The following is an 18,614-nucleotide window of genomic DNA, read 5'->3' as shown; positions in this document are numbered from 1 at the left end:
CAGAAAGTTGCGTACTTAGTATGGAAAAGAATACATATTCCATACTAAATACTTGCTTCGTGGGTGGCCCTGTACTAGCACAGCAGAGCACTCTCCAGAGTTGCGTCCTACAAGAGTCTTTTTGCCTGAGAGATTCACTATTCGCTTGCTCCTTCGGCGTTACCTGAGGGAATGCAGAAGATTCTCCCTCGGTAATCTCTCCCCTTGTATTCATTCGCTTTTATGAAAAAAGTTATATTTGGTTATACTATGTATAAATACCGTGAAAAATCTATTTTTACTAATTTCATTATATCACAAAAGTGATTTGGATTATATATTGTAATTAATCTGGTCCATCCAATCAATATAAAAAGGATGTATATTATGAAAGATATTCTTTTGCAAAAAGATACCAATTTTATTAATCAGCTCCAGTCAAAACTTGAAAAAGACGAACTTATTTCTTCATGGGAACTTTTTTCTATGACCTACGAAGCTGAACAAACTACAATGACCCCTCAATTTAAGGGTTTACGTGCATTGGAGTTTTTACCCCATGTAGATTTTTTGGAACACCAAGTAACATGTGCAGAGCAAGTGATCGAAACAATGAATGGACGGGCTATTTTAGCTGATGAAGTCGGATTGGGAAAAACCATTGAAGCTGGATTAATATTGAAAGAATATATGATTAGAGGCTTAGTAAAAAAAGTCCTGATATTAGTGCCTGCCTCTCTGGTAAACCAATGGGAAAGAGAATTGAATGAAAAATTTTATATACCAGCTATTGCGCATCGAAAGAATTATGCATGGGAACACTATGACATTATCATTTCATCTATTGACACCGCTAAGCGTTCGCCGCACCAAGAAAAAATCCTGGACATAGATTATGATTTCATATTAATTGATGAAGCGCACAAGCTTAAAAATCATAAAACAAAAAACTTTTCATTTGTACGCTCCCTCAAAAAAAAGTACTGTTTGCTGCTCACTGCTACTCCTGTACAAAATCGGCTTATTGAAATCTTCAATTTAGTATCTATTTTAAAACCCGGCCACTTAGGTAATTATGATTCATTTTTAGAACGATATGGTAAAGATCGAAAAATGATCAAACAGGATATTTATTTGAAACAACTTATTCAGAAGGTTATGGTACGTAACACTAGAAAAGATACCACTCTTAATAATACAAGACGAAAAATCGAGACTGTCTGGCTGGATTTTAAGCCCGAGGAAAAAGAAGTATACGAGGAACTTAATAAAATAATGCAGTCTTATTCAACTTTCTCCAAAATTACTTTTCTGAGAGAAATATGTTCATCAAGAGAAGCTTGTTATTTGTCTCTCAAAAAACTTATTGAAAAAGATAAAGATAATCCTAATCAGCATATTCAAACGATTACGGAAAAAATAGAACAATTACCTCAACATATCAAAGCGGAAAAAGTTGTTGAGTTAATCGAAGGATTTGGTGATGAAAAGGTTATTGTGTTTACTGAATACAGGGCGACTCAGCTTTATTTGCAATGGTTTTTAAAACAAAACGGGATTACGTCTGTTCCTTTCCGCGGTGGCTTTAAACGCGGGAAAAAAGATTGGATGAAGCAGCTTTTTAAAGACCATGTTCAAGTTTTAATCGCTACTGAAGCTGGTGGTGAGGGAATTAACCTGCAATTCTGCAACCACATGATAAATTATGATCTGCCCTGGAATCCCATGCGACTGGAGCAACGTATTGGGCGTATACACCGGTACGGTCAAAGTAAGGATGTTCATGTTTATAATTTCGCAATTAAACAAACCATCGAGGAGCACATCATGACTTTATTGTATGAGAAAATAAATTTATTCGAGCAAGTTATTGGACAATTAGATGATATTTTAGCTGAACTAAACATACCTGATCTTGAAAAGGAACTTCTTGATATTTACGCAGAATCAACCTCCGTTGGCGAGGCCAAAATTAAATTGGCGAATCTTTCTGCAATTATTAAACAAACCCATGAACAAACAATTAATGAGGAGAAGCACTATGGCAATTACTAACTTAGAAAGCTTTTTGCAAACGTACTTTAAAGCACACCACTGTACCTTTATTAATAAAGATGAAGGTTTACTCACTGTACAGTTGACAGAAGAAATGGATAAAGCTTTAATGAACCGGCCATTCTATTGGCATTATATTAACAACATGGGCCGCTCCGGTGACCCAATGCAACTCACCCTCATCACTAACCCAGATAAAAGAGGTGAAAAAGGTGAATGGATCCACTTTGGCAGCCCCAGATTACAGCAGATTATTAAACATCTTAAGGAAAATCAAAAATACACAAAATTATTTCAACTAGTAGATGCAAAAAAAAACACAGCCTTATATCCATGGTTAGTGACAAATATAAAAGTCAGTTATAGAGGAAAGCATAAAAGAGATGAACTCATTTCGATCGGATTACATTTAGTCAATGGTACAATGAAGGTAGAAATGATGGGCCTCTTAAATAAAATTCCTTTGCAAAAGACTATCTCAGATTATTGTTATACGATTTCACCAATTATAAAGCTTTCCAGTGGATATCGAAGAATTGAGAAGGTGATTGATAACTATATTGAAAATCAGACTCATGATTGGGCTGAAGAGTCAATGCAAATTATGGATAATGAAATTCATATGCTAAAGCATTTTTATGAGGGACAGGTAGATACAGAGGAAGAACAAATGAAAAAAGAAATTTTTGAAATAACCGATCGTTATAGACCTTCTATAACATATGAAGTGATAAATGGCGGAATTTTTTACCTTACATCAACAATGTAGGGTAATAGGTCCACCACTTCTTAATAAATTGACAGTGTTAATTATAGCTTCATACGACAATTCCTGCATTCCATGTAGAATGCAGGCAATTTAAGTTTTTCTCATAAATACTTTAAGTGCAAACGGTATTATCCCAAGCCATCTACTCGTATATAACGGACGTTTTAACTTTTGAACTTTTCTTCGTTCTTTCCTCTCACTTGAAGGTAATTCCAAATAGGCAACAACCTGTTGTGTCATATATTTTAAGTAATCACTTCCAGAAATTATCTTCACCTCATTAAAAAACTTATTACCTATAGCCTTTACTATTAAATTGATCCCTATTCCAATTTTTTTAAAAAATTTTTAAAAAAAGAAGGAATTTATCAAATAATGTCGAATTAGTAGTTGTTGCATTTATGTAAAAGGAGGTGAAATCACATTGAGCCCTGCTGCAGCACTTTCAGAAAAACTGCTTACATCTGCCTTCGAAGTACAAGCATCAGATATTCACTTTTATCCATTTCCCGATCAAACCGATGTTTATTTAAGAATACACGGCAAAAGAATATTTCACAAATCCATCGTAGCCAGTCAGTATCAGCTGTTACTAACCTATTATAAATTCACCTCCGGAATGGATATTGGTGATACAAGAAAACCACAAAACGGCACAATAACCCATTATGAGAAATCGAAATTATTCTCACTTCGTTTATCTACGCTCCCTGTAAACCACAAGGAAAGCCTTGCCATTCGAATACTTCCACAGGAAGAAAAACTCGCACTCGAACAACTCTTTCTTTTTCCGAGCCAATTAACAAAATTGAAGGAATGGATAACAAATCGCGCTGGTATTATTCTGTTTACTGGTCCTACAGGTAGTGGAAAAACTACCACCTTGTACGCACTCCTTCAGGCTATATTAAAAGAAAAATCATTTCAGACCATCACGCTTGAAGACCCAATTGAGAAAGACATGAGAGACATTCTGCAAGTCCAGGTTAATGAAAAAGCGGGTATCACATATCAAACAGGATTAAAAGCTGCTTTAAGACATGACCCCGATATCATTATGGTAGGTGAAATTCGCGACTCGTACACTGCACAGTTTGCTTTTGATGCGTCATTAACTGGTCACCTAGTTCTGAGTACATTACATGCAAAGAATGCTGCAGGTACAATACACAGATTGTTGGAAATGGGATTAAAGAACACCGACCTGCAACAGTCATTAATTGCTGTAGCTGCACTGCAATTAATACCTGTGCAAATAAACGGAAAAGTAGTGAGACGTGCAGCAATAGTAGAACTATTGGATGGAGATTTATTGGACCAAACAATAAAAGGAACTGACCATAACCAGTGGAATACCTTCCATACATTTGATCACTTGAGAAAGAAGGCATTTGCATATGGCTATATATCTGAAGAGATTTATAACAAATCATAAACCATCACTAAACAATGAACTCCAACTACGCTTCTTACAAAGATTACAGCGATTATTATCAAAAGGCTATACCCTATTAGCAGCCCTTGAAGTAATTGGGTGGGATAAACAAATGACACTAATTGCTGCAGCAATTACGGAGTCGTTAAAAAAAGGACATACCATTGATGAAGCGTTTGAGGCTGTTTCCTTTCACCAATCAATAACAACTTATCTGTATTTCATCAGATCAAACGGAGACGTACCGGGGAGTATTAGAAAGTGCATTGAAATGTATGAGCATCGGATGAAATATACGCAGAAGTTCCAACAATTTGCAAGATACCCTCTTATTCTTCTCTTTGTCTTTTCAATACTCCTTTATTTCATAAAGCAATCCGTACTCCCCTCTTTCGTTGACCTGTTTCACACAAGCGCCGAAGCCTCTTTTACAGTAACTGTATCCATGATGATAATAGACATACTCGTATTTCTCGTAATAGTAATGTTTATCCTGTTATGCCTGGGTGTATTTATATGGCGGATTATCAAAGAAAAGATAAGCATCGAAAAACAAATAAAATTCTATAATACAATTCCAGTTTATCGACATTTCCTCAAACTTCAAATTTCCTTTCTCTTTGCCACACATTTCAGTTCACTCCTGAAAACTGGTATGCCTTTCAAAGAAATTCTACTTCACATAAGCAGACAGAATAAGATTCCTGTAATATCACATTATTCCAAAAAAATGACGGAAGAATTAACGAAGGGATTTCAAATAACTTCCCTCCTGTCTCAGTTCAGCCTGCTGGAAAATCAGCTAACTGCCATTTTTCAAAAAAATGCTGATGTGGAGGCACTCGAGAAAGACCTATCCATATATGCAGAATTACTAACAGAGGAAATGCAACGTAAAATAATAAAGGCAATAACACTTATTCAGCCAATCTTCTTCCTTATACTGGCAAGCTTTATCATTTTTGTGTATGTGACACTAATGTGGCCAATGTTTCAGCTAATAAAAACAATTTAAAAGGAGAATAATTATGTTTAAAAATAATAATGGATTTACATTAATTGAAATGCTGATTGTTCTAATGATCATTTCGATATTGATTATACTTATAGTTCCCAATCTAAGTGGCAGAAGCAAAGAAGTTCACGATAAGGGATGTGACGCTCTTGTGGCAGTTGTCCAGGCTCAAGTAGATGCTCATTACCTTGAAGTAGGGACATACCCTAGCACTCTTCAGGAATTAGTCCCAAAATATATAACCTCTAAACAAAAAGAGTGTTCTAATAAAAAGGAATTAATCTATAATGATGGTGTAGTCTCCAATCCTAACGTAAGCTAATGACCCGTAACAATGGTTTTTCCTTAATAGAGTTGCTTGTTGTGCTCGGAACATTATCGGTATTACTACTACTAAGTGTTCCCTTAAGTTTTTCACTTATAGAAGAAAGTCAAGATCAGCAGTTTCTCAACATGTTTGAGTTTGATGTGCTGTATATACAGAGCTTATCCACAACAACTGAGGAATTTGTTCGTATTACTTTTTATGCCGATCATTATATTGTCTTAAGGGGGTCAAAGGAACAGCTCGCTGTTAGATCCTACCCTCCTGGCTGGAAAGTGGACTGGAGAACTGATTCTACTATTGTATTTGAACCAAATGGAACGATAAAACAACCGAGGACAATTCAAATGGTATCGCCAAATAATGCATACGATATTATCTTTCCATTTGGGAAAAGCAGGTCTATATTGTTAAAAAATAGTGGATTTACCTTAATTGAAGTCTTAATTGCCTCCAGTTTACTGATGATGATTGTTACTACTATAGTTCCTCTGCTGTCACTACTTAGTTATGAGCGTACCATTCTAGGTGAGCGCCGCGCGGTATCCTACCAACTACATGATGAACTGCAAGATTATATTTGGGGAGAGAACGAAACAATTCCTTTTTCATCTATAGAAACAATAGATGAAAAAGAGGTGTTATTTGAATTCAAAATGGAAAATGAATTCGTTAAAGGATGTGCAAAATGGGAAAATGTTAAGAAATTTAATGAAAAAATATGTTTATACGCCCTTTTACCAAAATAACCGAGGTTTTACTTTTATTTCCACCCTTCTACTGATTATAATTTTGGCACTAACGTTACCATTCGCAGGATACTTATTAAAAGCAAGTAGTTATACTGTCAATCCTGACGAAATCTCTATCCAATTATTCTTTCAGTTTTTGCGTAATGATATGATTAATGCTACCGATTATCAGGTTAGCTCATCAAGTCTTTCTTTAAACCTGGATAACGGAAATACAGCAACTATTGGAAGCTATAATAATCAAATAAGGAGACAAGTCAATGGGCTTGGGCATGAAGTTTACTTGCAAAATGTAAAAGAATGGAATCTCATACCCTTATCCTATGGTTTTCATGCGACAATCACTTCACTGGAAGGAGAAATATATGAAAAAACCATTGTTTTTTATAAGTAACGAAAAAGGCTTTGTATTACCGTATATTTTATTTATTATCACGTTAGTATTTATTTTCCTTACCAGTAACATTTCTACTTACAAAAATGAAATTAAGATGACAGAAAATCATTTAGAACAAGTTATAATAGAAACTTTATATCAAATGGGGCATACAAAATTAAAAGAAGAATTCGTTACGAATAACTACCATGCCACCCAAATTTCCTATTCATTTCCAGATGGATTAGTAAACATTAACCTTACCCCACTAACACAAACTAAGTATCGTTTGGAATTCAACATAACAACTACGAAACGTTCTGTATATAACCTATTTAGTTTTCTTGATACAAATGACTTAATATAAGTACAGGCTCAGTTATAAATAATTCGGTTTAATACTTATTAAAGTCCATGAAGACGCCAAATATGTACATTCTTTAACACCTGTTGTTAAAGCCTCTTTTTTATTACTATATCTATTATACTAGAGGTATTAACTATGGTGAGGTGAATTTAGATGGAACGTACACTAAAAGTGACAAATGTACTAAGTGATCCAACCAGATATGCTATATACCAATACATCATCCAAGAAAAAAAAGAAGTCAGTGTCTTATCAATTGCAGAAAAATTTGATATTCATCCTAATGTAGCAAGACTCCATTTATCAAAATTAGAAGATATTAATATGGTTGTTTCTTACTCCCAAAAGACTGGAAAAGGAGGAAGGCCCAGCCGGATATACAGACTTTCTGACGAAGTGATTGAACTAAACTTTCCACATCGTGATTACAAGCTGCTTTCTTCTATTGCAATTGAAACATTCGTCGAATTAGGTGAACCCGGACGGAAGGCCTTGTATCTGACTGGGAAGAAATACGGAACCAAGGTAATGGAAAATTACCGAGCAATGCCACTTTCCAAAGACTTGACAGTTGAAAAGAAAATCCGCCTATTAGAGAGTGCAGCAACAATGTTAGGAATGTATCCAACATTCCATTATAACCAAAACACAAATAGTATAAGGTTTCAAATAAAAAATTGTCCATTTAAAGAATTAGCAACAACTAACCACACTGTGATTTGTAATATGCATAACGCTTTTATCAAAGGCATGCTTGAAGTTCTCTTTGTAAATGTTGAATTAATTGAGGAGGAAAACATGTTTAAAGGGTGTGAAAATTGCACTTATGTAGCAAAATTTACAAATGTTTAGCAAGATTTATTTACAAGATGGAATTCGTCGTTTATAATGACAATGATAAGGTTACCTAAAAGGAGGGGGAAAGCATGGATCGCATGTTTCGTGTGCTTGCCTTTTGGACGGGTATTTTCACAGTAATGTTTTATGTAGGAGATATGCAGAAAACAGCACTACTATTCCTAGTTCAAACGGTGTTTTTCCTTACAGTAAGTTATTTAAAACTATCTGAACGCATGTATATGTATCTATTCGGAGCTTATTGTACAGTATTCATGGTTGGTTTTACATGGTATTCGGAGTTTATACTTATACCAGGTTTCGGACATTAAAAAACAAAAGAGCCCTGCTTACCTAGGTAAGCAGGGCTCTTTTGTTTTACTGAGCCTGGAATTTCACTCCAGCTGATAATCTATTGGTTTTACTTTGTGTTCAACTATTTAAGTGAGCTCTTTTTAAGAATCCTAATAGCTCATACACTGAAAAAAGGATTATTAGACTTCTCATTACCTATGGTGGTATTAGGACCGTGTCCAGGATAGACTATAAAGTTATCACCTAACTTATATAGCTTATCTTTAATACTTTCTTCCAGCTGCTTTCCATTCCCTCCTGGTAAATCTGTCCGACCAATTCCTTGAAAGAATAAGACATCTCCACTAATTACAAATGATGCATCATTAAAAATAAAACTTACACTTCCTGGCGAGTGTCCAGGTGTATGTATTACTTCAAACTGAATCTCTCCTATTGTCATATTGCCCGGTAATAATAATTGTTCGGCTTTTTTAGTTATAATACTTTCCCCCGTAAATAGGGCCGATCTATTTAAATGGGGATTTTCGAGCCAAGAAGCTTCTGCTTCATGAATATACACATCTACATTATAATGATATCTAAGGTCTTCTACAGCTCCTATATGATCGAAATGAGCGTGTGTTAATAAGATAGCAGCAGTTGTGAGCCCCTCCTTCTGTATATAATCTATAATGGTAGCAGCCTCACCTCCTGGATCTACGATAATAGCATGTTGATCATCATATACAATATGACAATTGGTACCTAAAGGGCCTAGCGACATACTTTTAACATTCATATACGAACCTCCTGTAAGTAATTATAAAAATCAATATGATTTGCCTCGACAAAATAACACTTATACTATAAAATATATAATATAACTGCTTAGTTACATAATAATACAAATGTAATTCCTATACCAATCATGAGAATTAGGAAACATACAAGGAGGATGAAAATAAATGCATATCGTATTAGCAATTTTACTACTAATAGTTGCTCTATTGTCGGTTGTATCTGTTATCCGTCAACTTAAATACAAAAATGTTTTTGCTTTGGCATTCTCGGCAATCTCTGCCTTAGCCTTTGGTTTTTTCTCAATTGCTACTATTATATCTGAGATCGCTGGTTAAAGAACAACTAAACAATATGATTGAGTAAAGCTAACTTTTCAGTTAGCTTTTTTGTATGATAAAAAATAAAATCCGATAATTATAGGACTGGGGCAGTGAGCCAACAGAACTGAAAAAGATTTATCCTCTCTCCCATTCATCTCCCCCACTTAAATGAAAACTTTGGAGGGAATTCTGTCTATTTTTCGTTAATTTTATAAAAAGAAGCTGTTTCAACAATGTTGAAACAGCTTCTTATTTTAGTTATCTTGATCAAAATCTATGAAGCGGAAAAGGTCTCCATAAACCAAATCGTCTGAATACCCCATTTCCTTTTCAACTTTTTCACCTATTGAAGCACAGGCGTCTGTAGATTCATCCGGTTGAGATTCCGTTTCTGTTTCTGCTTCATTCTCTACAACTTCAATCGCTTCACCGGTTTTTCTGTCATAACATACTCCGCTAGTTGAAACATAATCATCGCTAATGAAATCACCATTCCTTAAAGCAATATACCCTTTCCGGTCATTGTGGAAAAGATCATTACCAAAATAGATGTCATTATCAGTCTCAATGCCTAACATGTGCAGTAATGTTGGTTTCACATCAATTTGTCCTGAAACCTCTGATTTAATTTCACCCTCGCCGTGCCCTGGAATATGAATGAAGAAGGGTACACGTTGTAATTGAACATAGTCAAATGGTGTGATTTCTTCTTTATCTAAATACATACTCATTGCTTTGTTATGGTTCGCACTAATCCCATCATGATCACCCATTATGACTATGACAGAATCTTCGTATAACCCAGCATCTTTTAATTGGTCAAAGAATAATTCAATCGCTTCGTCCATATATCTTACAGTTGGAAAGAAATTATTCAGTGTATTTGAATTAGAATCATACGGATCTATCGACTTATCTTCTTCATCTAGTTCAAAAGGAAAGTGGTTAGTCAGTGTTATGAACTTTGAATAGTACGGTTCTTCCAGTGATTGCAGGTATTTAATTGATTGCTCAAAGAACGGTTTATCTTTCAAGCCCCACCCAACAGAGTTTTCATCTGTTATTTCATATGCATCCTGCCCATAAAAATGGTCCACTTTCAAGCTGTCGTACATTTGTTCTCTGTTCCAGAAACTTTTATTATTTGCATGAAACACAGCAGAATAATAATCTTTTTCCTTCATCATTTCAGAAAGACCATGGTATTCATTTTGTGCATGAGTAAAGAAAGCTGCACCCCTTGACAGTGGGTATAATGAATTTTCAATTAAAAACTCTGAATCTGATGTTTTCCCTTGTTCCGTTTGATGATAAAAATTTTCAAAGTAATACGTATCTTCATCGGTTGTCAAACTGTTTAAAAACGGGGTAATTTCCTGTCCGTAAACATCATTATCTATAACGAAGCTCTGGATCGACTCCGCCCAGATAAAGATTACATTTTTATCTTCTGCTACGCCAAACAAATCCGATGTTTCGTTACTTCTTATATTTTCTTCAATATAATCCTGAATTTCCGGCAATTCATTACCATCGGCAAATACACGTTGAGTCTTTGTCTTGGAATGCATTGCTATATCATAGGCATGGAAATTAAAGAGGCCTATATTTTTAACTAGATACTCTCGATCAAAGCCACGTTCAAACAATTGCGGTCTTTCCATCTCAGCGAGGAAGAAGTTCCCTGCAAGCAATACAAATGACATTGCTAATGCAAATACTTTTCCACTGCGCGGATAGCTAACAGCCATTCTTGTTTCTTTCTTTTTACTCAAATACCATAACGCAAGAACATCAGCAAATAACAGCACGTCAAGCGGTTTAATTAATGTTAAAACACTTGAACCTAAATCCGCGGCATTACTAGCTTGAAATAATTGCGGTATTGTAATGAAATCAGTGAATGAACGATAGAAAACCATGTTCGCAAATATTACCAGCGTTCCAATAAGAGCAGTGTAACGGATAAACTTCATCTGACGTGACTGCTTTTTAAACCAAACGCTTAATGCAAAAATCAGAAATGCAGAAACAAACGGATTTATAAATAGAATTAACTCCTGCATCGAGTTTTCTAAATCAATACTAAATACAAAACGGTAAACAATATAGGTTTTCAGACCAAATAATATAGTTGCAATTAAAAACAGTGGTATTTTAGCTTTAAATAAATTCATAGTTATCCTCCTGGTATACAATTCATGCTTTATCAAAGTTAATCTTAATTTTATAATTATAATTACTTACCCGTTATAGCAGTTTTCAAAACATATAATTGACTACTCTATATGACGTATTAGGTTAACAAAAAGTTTCATAGTTCTTATAAAATAGTTATTTGTTAAGGTTATATTTTAATAGATTACGGATAAAAAAGAAACAGTTAAAATTTAACATCTTGTGTTTTTTGTTTAACTAAGTATGCTCCGCCAATTATTCCTGCATCATTGCCTAGTTTAGCAATTTTAATTTCACATATGCTCTTAACTCTAGGCAAGGCATAGTCTTGAAAGGCGTGTTCAATCTCCAGACGTAGTTGCTCCCCTGCTTTTGACACACCTCCACCAATTAATACTTTTGATGGATTAATTATTGTGCCCATATTTGCAATGATTAAACCCAAGGCATTCGCAGTATTTTTAATAATCTTTTTACAGGTTGAATCACCATTTCCAGCTAATTTAAATATATCTTCAGCAGATACCCTTCCATTATCCCGGTAATGATTCAGCAGGGAATTACTAGCTCCATGTTCAATAGCATCCATAGCTTGGCGAACAATCCCTGTAGCAGACGCAACGGTCTCTAGGCAACCGCGTCGCCCGCAGTTGCAAGGAAGTCCATTTGGATCCAATGTAATATGACCAATTTCACCAGCCATTCCATTATCACCATTGAGAATCTCACCATTCGCTATAATTCCTCCACCAACACCTGTACCGAGAGTAATAGCAAAAAGGTTTCTTGCCTGGTTCCCAGCGCCTTTCCAGTTTTCACCCAATGCAGCGATATTAGCGTCATTTTCAAGAAATACTGGCAAATTGGACCTTCCTGTTAATTCAACAGCCAAGTTGTACTCTTTCCATCCAATGTTCACAGCTTCATAAACGAAGCCCGATTCACCATCGATGAAACCAGGCGCACCTATACCAATGCCTAGTATAGTAGTTTTTTTCATATTTGTTACCGCTAGTTTTCTTTCAATCGATGTCCATACATCACCAATAATTGATTTTCCTGAATTAGTGGTATTTGTGGGTATTTCCCATTTATCTATTATTTCGCCATTATTCGTAATCATTCCAATTTTAACTGTTGTGCCGCCGATATCAATTCCAATTATATTTTTATTCATTAGGAGCCTACCCCTTTTTATCGTGTAATTGAGATCGTTCTCTTCTTATGATTAATTTTGCTACTGTGTAGTCCTCTGGAAGTATAAATTGTAATTGATATAATTCATTGACTTCCATTTCCATAAGTTCTAAATCACCAAATCTATTACCAGTGTAAATAAACGTACCGTATTTTTTAAGTAATTGTTGTACATCATACATTGTTTTCATAAAATCACCAACCACCATTATACCAAATTTAAGCGTCATAAGGAATAATTAAATTTACCTATTAAAAACCAGATCGCTTTTAACGATCTGGGTCCTGTGGTTTAAGTATAGTTGGCCTTCTGTTTTTCAAAGGGATAGGTGTTCGTATTAAAATATTTCTGAATGGTCGATACGCAAAAGGTATGAAGGGCCAAAAATAGGCTACATTAAATGAATTCATTCTTGTTATATATAAGATCCACAAGGTAAGCCCCAACACATATCCATTCACCCCAAATGCAGCTGTAATCAGTAATAAAAAAATTCTAACCATCCGGTTCGCAAGACTTAACTCATAACTTGGGGTCGCATAGGTGCCGATTGCAGCCACAGCTAAGTAGAGAACGACCTCGGGAGTAAACCAGCCTACCTCTATAGCTACCTCCCCAATAAGAATCGCAGCTACTAAGCCCAATGCAGTTGCTAAAGCAGACGGTGTATGGATTGCAGCCATTCGCAGCATATCTATACCAACTTCCGCGATTAGAAACTGGATTAATATCGGGATAACTCCTGTATCACTTGGACCAATAAATTCCATGCCTGCGGGCAAAAGATTCGGATTGACGGAAAATAAATAATAAAGCGGTAAAATAAAAATAGATGCCCAAACTGCAATATATCTAATCATTCGTAAATAGGCTCCAACCACTGGCTTCTGTCGATACTCTTCAGCGTGTTGTAAATGATGCCAGTAGGTTGCTGGTGTTATCATAACACTTGGCGTCCCATCAACTATGATAAGTACATGGCCTTCGAATAAATGCGATGCTGCTGTATCCGGTCTCTCTGTATAACGCACAGTTGGAAAAGGATTCCAATGCCTTCCGCCCAGAAATTCTTCTAATGTCTTTTCAGCCATTGGTAACCCATCAGTATCAATATTTTTTAGAGCCTTCCTTAAATTGCTTACACGGTCCTTGTCTACAATATCACCGATATAACACATGCAAATATCCGTTTTGGATCTTCTACCTATTTGAAGATATTCCATACGCAAGGAGCGGTCACGTACTCTTCTTCTCGTCAAGGCTGCATTAAATACCAACGTTTCTACAAAACCATCTCGTGCACCTCTAACAACCCGTTCCAAATCAGGCTCATCTGGTGATCGTACAGGATATGATCTAGCATCAATGACAATACCTTTATCAATACCTTCTACTACTAAAACTGTAGGACCTGCAAGTACTTGATCAGCTGCTTCGTTCAAATCGTCCGATTGTTCTAACTCGATATAAGGTATATATGTCTTTAGCAATTTTGTTAATGGATCGGGTTTTAAGTCCTTTGGATCTAACTTAGCCAGAAACTTCATTAGCAAATGCAATATGTCGTCCTTTGCAAAACCATCTATAAAAAATAACGCCATCTTTCTGCCAGCATACTCAAGATCAACCTGTACCACATCAAAACTTTCATCCACGCCTAATCTATCGTTCATATAGTCCAGGTTCTTCTTATAAGAAGAATAAAATGGCTGTTTGCTGTTTTCCATATCCCTCACCCAATATCTTTTAAGTTTGTATATACAGTAGTTTGGACAGGGTGTACTATTCTATACATTTATACCAATCATAAAAAAATGGATTGGCCATATACATTAAGAAAGACAAGCTAATCAGAGGGTGACAATTCATGAATAAATGGATAATAATTTCTGTGGCCGCATTAATAATATGTACAGTTAGTATGCTGTATATTGTTAGACTTACATCACTTCCTGCGATTACCTACTTTCCTATAGACAAAGAAAGTTCATTCGTTACAGCTGCTTCTTCTCTCCAATTATCCCCTCCTGTAGAAGATAATTCTAATGAACTGATGTGGGTCAGCGAGTCGGAGAGTGACAAAAAAATGTACTTAAGGCAGGATGCTTCTATTTTATTTGAAAATGGAAGGTTAAAGGGGATACGTAGTAAATGGAAACAGGATACAGCAAATATCCGTATACAAGAAAGTATAAAAGTGGAAGGGAGCAGTTTATTCCAGGTCATTTCTTTTCATCACGGTGAAGTTCATCATACAGACAAAGAAATCAGAAGCCTCCACCAACTAAGCAATGACTTCCTGTATGTGATCGATTCGCCTACCACTTCTATTGAATCATTTAAGTCACCAGCTAATGATTATGAGACAGAGTGGAAAACCCTGTTGGATCGTACAACCAAACAAGATTTATTATATCATTGGTATCAATTGTTTAACCATTTCAATATCTCAAGTGATTCCTATACCGCGGTTCCCCTCACTAACTTATATCGTTACAATCAAGAAGCTCTACCTTCATTATCTCAAGATAAAACAGCACAGATTATGGGACAATTATGGGAAGGTTTATATAAAAATTACATCATTCCAATAATAGACAGCGAAGGAAAGCAGATTAGCTACGTTCCTATAATATTATTCGATAAACAGAACCAGCACCTACTTGTATTATTTGAATTGAATGGAGAAAAGAAGCAACTGATTCAACGCTATGGAAATGATATCTAAAGACGATAGCTGCAGTGCAGCTCTCGTCTTTAATCAATGTTGTTTCCTGTAATCTCTTCATATAAATCAGTGAATTCTTCTCTGTCTGGATCCATTTCATATGCTTGGCTGATCGCTTTTTCAGCATCGTTAAGTTTCCCCTCACTATAATACAGAAGAGCTAAATTATAATGTGCCTCTGGCATACTTCCATCTAATTGGATACTCTTTTCCAGATCTTCAATAGCCAAATCTATCTGATTCAATTCTATATAGGCATAAGATCGCTGAAATAGAATTGGTGCATCCAGTTTATCTGAATTATCTAATGCTGCACTAGCTAATTCGACCACATCTTCATACTTTTCCTCCTTTATTAGTCCCTCCATTTTCATAAGTTGATACGATTGACTGTTCTCATTATTAAATGTTCCAAATGCAACTAAACCGCAAATAATACTTAGGTAAATAATAAGTGCGAGAAATTGTTTTTTGTAATCTCTTTTCTTAGGCAAAAAACATATAGCAGCAGCGATAAAACCAGTAATTAAACCGCCCAGATGTGCACCGTTATCAATTTGTGGAACAACGAATCCAAAGACGATGTTTACAGCAATCAAAACGAGTATACCTCTACCCATCGTTTGAAAAAATATTTTTTTATACATTAACCCAAAGAGCATTAAAGCTCCGAACAAGCCAAATATTGCTCCTGAAGCTCCCGCAGAAACGCTAGTCGTAAACGCAAAACTAGCAAGCCCTCCCCCTATTCCAGCCATAAAGTAAATGAAAATAAAGCGTGATACTCCAAAAATACGCTCAACCATACTCCCTAAATAAAACAATGCCATCATATTCATAAATAAATGAAGAAATCCAATATGTAAAAACATGGAGCTTATTATGCGCCACCATTCGCCCTCGATGATTGCTGGATTATATTTAGCACCGAATTCTATAAGGTTTTCAATAGAGGTACTATCACCTGCACTCTCTAAAACAAAAAACATAAGAATGTTTGCCAGTAATAAAACGTATGTGAAAAATGGTTTGCCATAGGATAGTATGCTTTCAGCTTCTTTTTTCTTAGCATCTTTCGAATTGACTAAAAACGATTTATAAGCGTCGATCTTTTCTTCTTTGTCTACTTCAGACAAAGAATCCATTGTCTGTACTTGTAATGCACCTAAGTTTGTATAGAGTCTGGACTTTTCCTTTGTAAAATCATTTCCGGAAAAGTAGTAAACGCTCATTTTTATTGGTTTTTTTTCATTCAGTTGCATTGGCTTCCTAAGAATCTCCCAATCATCAACTGGGGCATGTGAGGATATATATACATTATGTACTTCAATATTCTTACCAATCAGTAGATGCCTCAATGATTTTGTTCTTTGGAAAACGCGGGCAATATCTTCTTTCAGCCGATTCTTCCAGTCGAATCCTTTGTGGACAAGCCTTACAACAGAAGATGTTTTATTTTCATACTTTTCCAGCCATATTTCACCATCTAATTCATTGAAATTTAATACTTCATAATGATTATTCAGTACTAGCTGATGGGCAATTTGGTACATCGTATATTGTTCATTTAAAAACATATATTCTCCTCCCTGCTTCCATCATACCAAAATTCTTGCAGTTTTATTATTGAAAAGGAAGTTGTTCATGAACAACTTCCTTTTTTCCTGTCTCTTTTAATTGGTAGAATGATTAGTAAACAAATTGGGCAGTATTCTGTGTCTTAATGCCGGCATATTCATTGACAGAGAAACAGCAATCTTTCTTATATAACGTATGGCAAGCAGCGTGTTCATTATCCGGTAACGCCATCTATAAAAAACAGAAATTACAGTAACAGCAGTGGTTAACAATAATAAAATTCTCATCCAGTCACCTTCTTTTCTATGTGGTAATACTAGTTATTTTCCATCGGATGAAAATTATGCATGTATCACAGACTAAACAATTTCAGTTATTTAAATCAATTTATGCATCCTTGTTCAGTGATAAGGTGGTCCACAGCGATATCGAATGACTCCCTTGGTAATTCGTCAACTAACTGCAACTTACTAAATATAGAAACTGTTTCATTAGGAAAATTTTGGAGAAATCTGTCATAATACCCCCCTCCAAAACCGATTCTAAAACCTTTTTTGTCAAATAGTAATCCGGGTACAACCAATAAATCGATTGTTCTTTTATCTACTTCCTTTGTTTCTTTTGGTTTAGGCTCTAATAAATTATAGTAAACTTTCTCTAATTGATCATAACTTTCTAATAAGTAAAAGGTGAGGCTTTTGTCGAGAGGATTGCACTTAGGTACACACACGTCTTTATTTTGACTCCAAGCTGTTTCAATAATTTTTTTTGTATCCCATTCAAACCCCTGGGCCATTGTAATACCAATCGTACTTGCATTTAACCATATGCTGGATTTTACTAACCGATGCGTTAATTGGTTTTCTATAGATTCTCTATCCGACGCAGGTAGTGTGCGAAGTGTTGCAATTGCAGATTTCCGTAGTTCTTTTTTATTCATAATATACCTCTCTCCTCCTTTATTAACTTTACTCAATATAGTTAATTGCATTTTATTAAAGGTAAAAATAAAACTCTCATCAACTGAATTGATAAGAGTTTCCGTTTGTCGCAAATCGAATTATTTTGTTTCGCGATGTAATGTTTGTTTTTTAAGACGTGGACTATATTTCATAAGCTCTATACGTTCAGGATTAGTACGCTTATTTTTTGTTGTAATATAAGTGCGATCCCCTGTTTCTGTACAAGCCAAAGTAATGTTTACGCGCATGATTTTCCCTCCAGACTTTTAAATGCTTGCTTTATAGGCAACTAATATTTCATTTCAGACTTAATTATAATAGCAGATCATAGTCAAACTTTCAAGATTTTAATGTAAAAAAAATAATGTTTATTCCAAAGCCTTTCTATGATATAACTAGTATTATAACAGAAATGGAGGAAATTAAATGATCTATGCAATAATCTTTATTGTCATTACCGGCGCTGTACTGTTCGTCTTATCTTTCTTTATGAATGATAGACTGGAAGACCTTGAGAACCAATTAGAACAATTTTCTATTACGACGATGCAGGATACATACCAGATGAAGAAAAAAATTAAGATACTGGAGGAGGAATTACTGACGGAAGATATTTTCACAAAAGAATCAAATACTAATTAA

The 18,614-nt window shown here is 35.2% G+C and carries 23 protein-coding genes, 1 pseudogene and 1 riboswitch; of the genes and pseudogenes, 14 read left to right on the top strand and 10 right to left on the bottom strand.

All coding sequences use genetic code 11. The features are described from left to right. Positions 1-103: 103 nt before the first annotated feature. Positions 104-214, bottom strand: a riboswitch (glycine riboswitch). A gap of 152 nt (positions 215-366) precedes the next feature. Together QGM71_RS02035 and QGM71_RS02030 are read left to right on the top strand one after the other, a co-directional pair. Next, positions 367-2,034, top strand: a complete 1,668-nt coding sequence (locus tag QGM71_RS02035) for a DEAD/DEAH box helicase (protein WP_327605838.1) — start codon at positions 367-369, stop codon at positions 2,032-2,034. Next, the gene (locus tag QGM71_RS02030; RefSeq protein ID WP_327605837.1) at positions 2,021-2,803 is read left to right on the top strand and encodes a YqhG family protein; all 783 of its coding nucleotides are present in this window, start codon (positions 2,021-2,023) and stop codon (positions 2,801-2,803) included. The genes QGM71_RS02035 and QGM71_RS02030 overlap by 14 nt, the downstream gene beginning before the upstream one ends. 90 nt (positions 2,804-2,893) lie before the next feature. Here the strand turns inward: QGM71_RS02030 and QGM71_RS02025 are convergent, their stop codons facing one another. Next, positions 2,894-3,079, bottom strand: a complete 186-nt coding sequence (locus tag QGM71_RS02025; protein WP_327605836.1) for a YqzE family protein — start codon at positions 3,077-3,079, stop codon at positions 2,894-2,896. 148 nt (positions 3,080-3,227) lie between these two features. On the opposite strand from QGM71_RS02025, the gene comGA reads away from it, so the two are divergent. The 9 genes and pseudogenes from comGA to QGM71_RS01985 all read left to right on the top strand — a co-directional run bounded on the left by comGA (position 3,228) and on the right by QGM71_RS01985 (position 8,242). After that, a complete protein-coding gene (gene comGA / locus QGM71_RS02020; protein ID WP_327605835.1) occupies positions 3,228-4,238 on the top strand; it encodes a competence type IV pilus ATPase ComGA in 1,011 nt (336 codons plus the stop codon). After that, positions 4,201-5,253 (top strand): competence type IV pilus assembly protein ComGB, encoded by a 1,053-nt coding sequence (gene comGB, locus QGM71_RS02015; protein WP_327605834.1) that lies wholly within the window; start codon positions 4,201-4,203, stop codon positions 5,251-5,253. The genes comGA and comGB overlap by 38 nt, the downstream gene beginning before the upstream one ends. A 13-nt stretch (positions 5,254-5,266) precedes the next feature. Continuing rightward, complete coding sequence (comGC, locus tag QGM71_RS02010; RefSeq protein ID WP_327605833.1) at positions 5,267-5,575, top strand: competence type IV pilus major pilin ComGC; 309 nt, start codon at positions 5,267-5,269, stop codon at positions 5,573-5,575. Beyond that, positions 5,575-5,646, top strand: a pseudogene (locus QGM71_RS21760) (prepilin-type N-terminal cleavage/methylation domain-containing protein); the annotation flags it as partial. The gene comGC and the pseudogene QGM71_RS21760, both read left to right, overlap by 1 nt. Before the next feature lie 60 nt (positions 5,647-5,706). After that, positions 5,707-6,327, top strand: a complete 621-nt coding sequence (locus tag QGM71_RS02005) for a prepilin-type N-terminal cleavage/methylation domain-containing protein (RefSeq protein WP_327605832.1) — start codon at positions 5,707-5,709, stop codon at positions 6,325-6,327. Beyond that, positions 6,275-6,724, top strand: a complete 450-nt coding sequence (locus tag QGM71_RS02000) for a ComGF family competence protein (RefSeq protein ID WP_327605831.1) — start codon at positions 6,275-6,277, stop codon at positions 6,722-6,724. Before QGM71_RS02005 ends, QGM71_RS02000 begins: the two co-directional genes overlap by 53 nt. Further along, positions 6,696-7,073 carry a hypothetical protein gene (locus tag QGM71_RS01995; RefSeq protein WP_327605830.1) on the top strand — a complete coding sequence of 126 codons (378 nt, stop codon included), beginning with the start codon at positions 6,696-6,698 and terminating at the stop codon, positions 7,071-7,073. The genes QGM71_RS02000 and QGM71_RS01995 overlap by 29 nt, the downstream gene beginning before the upstream one ends. A 153-nt stretch (positions 7,074-7,226) precedes the next feature. After that, complete coding sequence (locus QGM71_RS01990; protein ID WP_327605829.1) at positions 7,227-7,925, top strand: helix-turn-helix transcriptional regulator; 699 nt, start codon at positions 7,227-7,229, stop codon at positions 7,923-7,925. Between the two features lie 74 nt (positions 7,926-7,999). Beyond that, a complete protein-coding gene (locus QGM71_RS01985) occupies positions 8,000-8,242 on the top strand; it encodes a DUF2626 domain-containing protein (protein ID WP_327605828.1) in 243 nt (80 codons plus the stop codon). Between the two features lie 140 nt (positions 8,243-8,382). Here the strand turns inward: QGM71_RS01985 and QGM71_RS01980 are convergent, their stop codons facing one another. Next, entirely contained in the window at positions 8,383-9,006 is a 624-nt protein-coding gene (locus QGM71_RS01980) for an MBL fold metallo-hydrolase (protein WP_327605827.1), read from the bottom strand. A 166-nt stretch (positions 9,007-9,172) separates the two neighbouring features. On the opposite strand from QGM71_RS01980, the gene QGM71_RS01975 reads away from it, so the two are divergent. Continuing rightward, positions 9,173-9,343 (top strand): DUF2759 family protein, encoded by a 171-nt coding sequence (locus QGM71_RS01975; protein WP_327605826.1) that lies wholly within the window; start codon positions 9,173-9,175, stop codon positions 9,341-9,343. Between the two features lie 239 nt (positions 9,344-9,582). Here the strand turns inward: QGM71_RS01975 and QGM71_RS01970 are convergent, their stop codons facing one another. The 4 genes from QGM71_RS01970 to QGM71_RS01955 form a co-directional block, all read right to left on the bottom strand. Further along, positions 9,583-11,505, bottom strand: a complete 1,923-nt coding sequence (locus QGM71_RS01970) for an LTA synthase family protein (RefSeq protein WP_327605825.1) — start codon at positions 11,503-11,505, stop codon at positions 9,583-9,585. Positions 11,506-11,711: 206 nt separating this feature from the next. Continuing rightward, positions 11,712-12,683 (bottom strand): ROK family glucokinase, encoded by a 972-nt coding sequence (locus QGM71_RS01965; protein ID WP_327605824.1) that lies wholly within the window; start codon positions 12,681-12,683, stop codon positions 11,712-11,714. A gap of 7 nt (positions 12,684-12,690) precedes the next feature. Next, the gene (locus QGM71_RS01960; protein ID WP_327606394.1) at positions 12,691-12,894 is read right to left on the bottom strand and encodes a YqgQ family protein; all 204 of its coding nucleotides are present in this window, start codon (positions 12,892-12,894) and stop codon (positions 12,691-12,693) included. Between the two features lie 79 nt (positions 12,895-12,973). Beyond that, positions 12,974-14,431, bottom strand: a complete 1,458-nt coding sequence (locus QGM71_RS01955) for a spore germination protein (protein WP_327605823.1) — start codon at positions 14,429-14,431, stop codon at positions 12,974-12,976. Positions 14,432-14,571: 140 nt separating this feature from the next. Here QGM71_RS01955 and QGM71_RS01950 point away from each other — a divergent pair, with 140 nt between their 5' ends. Continuing rightward, positions 14,572-15,432, top strand: coding sequence for a hypothetical protein (locus QGM71_RS01950; RefSeq protein ID WP_327605822.1), 861 nt, complete (start codon positions 14,572-14,574; stop codon positions 15,430-15,432). A gap of 29 nt (positions 15,433-15,461) precedes the next feature. Here the strand turns inward: QGM71_RS01950 and QGM71_RS01945 are convergent, their stop codons facing one another. The 4 genes from QGM71_RS01945 to rpmG all read right to left on the bottom strand — a co-directional run bounded on the left by QGM71_RS01945 (position 15,462) and on the right by rpmG (position 18,220). Continuing rightward, positions 15,462-17,009, bottom strand: a complete 1,548-nt coding sequence (locus tag QGM71_RS01945; protein ID WP_327605821.1) for a rhomboid family intramembrane serine protease — start codon at positions 17,007-17,009, stop codon at positions 15,462-15,464. Between the two features lie 96 nt (positions 17,010-17,105). Further along, on the bottom strand, positions 17,106-17,297 hold the full coding sequence (locus QGM71_RS01940; RefSeq protein WP_327605820.1) for a hypothetical protein: 192 nt from the start codon (positions 17,295-17,297) through the stop codon (positions 17,106-17,108). Positions 17,298-17,392: 95 nt separating this feature from the next. Beyond that, on the bottom strand, positions 17,393-17,950 hold the full coding sequence (locus QGM71_RS01935) for a 5-formyltetrahydrofolate cyclo-ligase (RefSeq protein WP_327605819.1): 558 nt from the start codon (positions 17,948-17,950) through the stop codon (positions 17,393-17,395). 120 nt (positions 17,951-18,070) lie between these two features. Then, the gene (rpmG, locus tag QGM71_RS01930; RefSeq protein ID WP_327605818.1) at positions 18,071-18,220 is read right to left on the bottom strand and encodes a 50S ribosomal protein L33; all 150 of its coding nucleotides are present in this window, start codon (positions 18,218-18,220) and stop codon (positions 18,071-18,073) included. A 178-nt stretch (positions 18,221-18,398) separates the two neighbouring features. Between rpmG and QGM71_RS01925 the strand changes: the two genes are divergently transcribed. Continuing rightward, positions 18,399-18,614 (top strand): hypothetical protein, encoded by a 216-nt coding sequence (locus QGM71_RS01925; RefSeq protein WP_327605817.1) that lies wholly within the window; start codon positions 18,399-18,401, stop codon positions 18,612-18,614.

It is taken from the genome of Virgibacillus tibetensis (genome assembly GCF_036026595.1).
GTDB classification, from domain to species: domain Bacteria; phylum Bacillota; class Bacilli; order Bacillales; family Amphibacillaceae; genus Virgibacillus_P; species Virgibacillus_P tibetensis.
This window is presented reverse-complemented; position numbering and strand designations above follow the sequence as displayed.

Excerpts from the sequence above, each read along its gene's own strand:
- QGM71_RS02035 (WP_327605838.1), top strand. The coding sequence starts at position 367 with ATGAAAGATATTCTTTTGCAAAAAGATACCAATTTTATTAATCAGCTC.
- QGM71_RS02030 (WP_327605837.1), top strand. The coding sequence starts at position 2,021 with ATGGCAATTACTAACTTAGAAAGCTTTTTGCAAACGTACTTTAAAGCA.
- comGB (WP_327605834.1), top strand. The coding sequence starts at position 4,201 with ATGGCTATATATCTGAAGAGATTTATAACAAATCATAAACCATCACTA.
- comGC (WP_327605833.1), top strand. The coding sequence starts at position 5,267 with ATGTTTAAAAATAATAATGGATTTACATTAATTGAAATGCTGATTGTT.
- QGM71_RS02005 (WP_327605832.1), top strand. The coding sequence starts at position 5,707 with ATGTTTGAGTTTGATGTGCTGTATATACAGAGCTTATCCACAACAACT.
- QGM71_RS02000 (WP_327605831.1), top strand. The coding sequence starts at position 6,275 with ATGTTAAGAAATTTAATGAAAAAATATGTTTATACGCCCTTTTACCAA.
- QGM71_RS01995 (WP_327605830.1), top strand. The coding sequence starts at position 6,696 with ATGAAAAAACCATTGTTTTTTATAAGTAACGAAAAAGGCTTTGTATTA.
- QGM71_RS01990 (WP_327605829.1), top strand. The coding sequence starts at position 7,227 with ATGGAACGTACACTAAAAGTGACAAATGTACTAAGTGATCCAACCAGA.
- QGM71_RS01985 (WP_327605828.1), top strand. The coding sequence starts at position 8,000 with ATGGATCGCATGTTTCGTGTGCTTGCCTTTTGGACGGGTATTTTCACA.
- QGM71_RS01980 (WP_327605827.1), bottom strand. The coding sequence starts at position 9,006 with ATGAATGTTAAAAGTATGTCGCTAGGCCCTTTAGGTACCAATTGTCAT.
- QGM71_RS01975 (WP_327605826.1), top strand. The coding sequence starts at position 9,173 with ATGCATATCGTATTAGCAATTTTACTACTAATAGTTGCTCTATTGTCG.
- QGM71_RS01970 (WP_327605825.1), bottom strand. The coding sequence starts at position 11,505 with ATGAATTTATTTAAAGCTAAAATACCACTGTTTTTAATTGCAACTATA.
- QGM71_RS01965 (WP_327605824.1), bottom strand. The coding sequence starts at position 12,683 with ATGAATAAAAATATAATTGGAATTGATATCGGCGGCACAACAGTTAAA.
- QGM71_RS01960 (WP_327606394.1), bottom strand. The coding sequence starts at position 12,894 with ATGAAAACAATGTATGATGTACAACAATTACTTAAAAAATACGGTACG.
- QGM71_RS01955 (WP_327605823.1), bottom strand. The coding sequence starts at position 14,431 with ATGGAAAACAGCAAACAGCCATTTTATTCTTCTTATAAGAAGAACCTG.
- QGM71_RS01950 (WP_327605822.1), top strand. The coding sequence starts at position 14,572 with ATGAATAAATGGATAATAATTTCTGTGGCCGCATTAATAATATGTACA.
- QGM71_RS01945 (WP_327605821.1), bottom strand. The coding sequence starts at position 17,009 with ATGTTTTTAAATGAACAATATACGATGTACCAAATTGCCCATCAGCTA.
- QGM71_RS01940 (WP_327605820.1), bottom strand. The coding sequence starts at position 17,297 with ATGAGAATTTTATTATTGTTAACCACTGCTGTTACTGTAATTTCTGTT.
- QGM71_RS01935 (WP_327605819.1), bottom strand. The coding sequence starts at position 17,950 with ATGAATAAAAAAGAACTACGGAAATCTGCAATTGCAACACTTCGCACA.
- rpmG (WP_327605818.1), bottom strand. The coding sequence starts at position 18,220 with ATGCGCGTAAACATTACTTTGGCTTGTACAGAAACAGGGGATCGCACT.
- QGM71_RS01925 (WP_327605817.1), top strand. The coding sequence starts at position 18,399 with ATGATCTATGCAATAATCTTTATTGTCATTACCGGCGCTGTACTGTTC.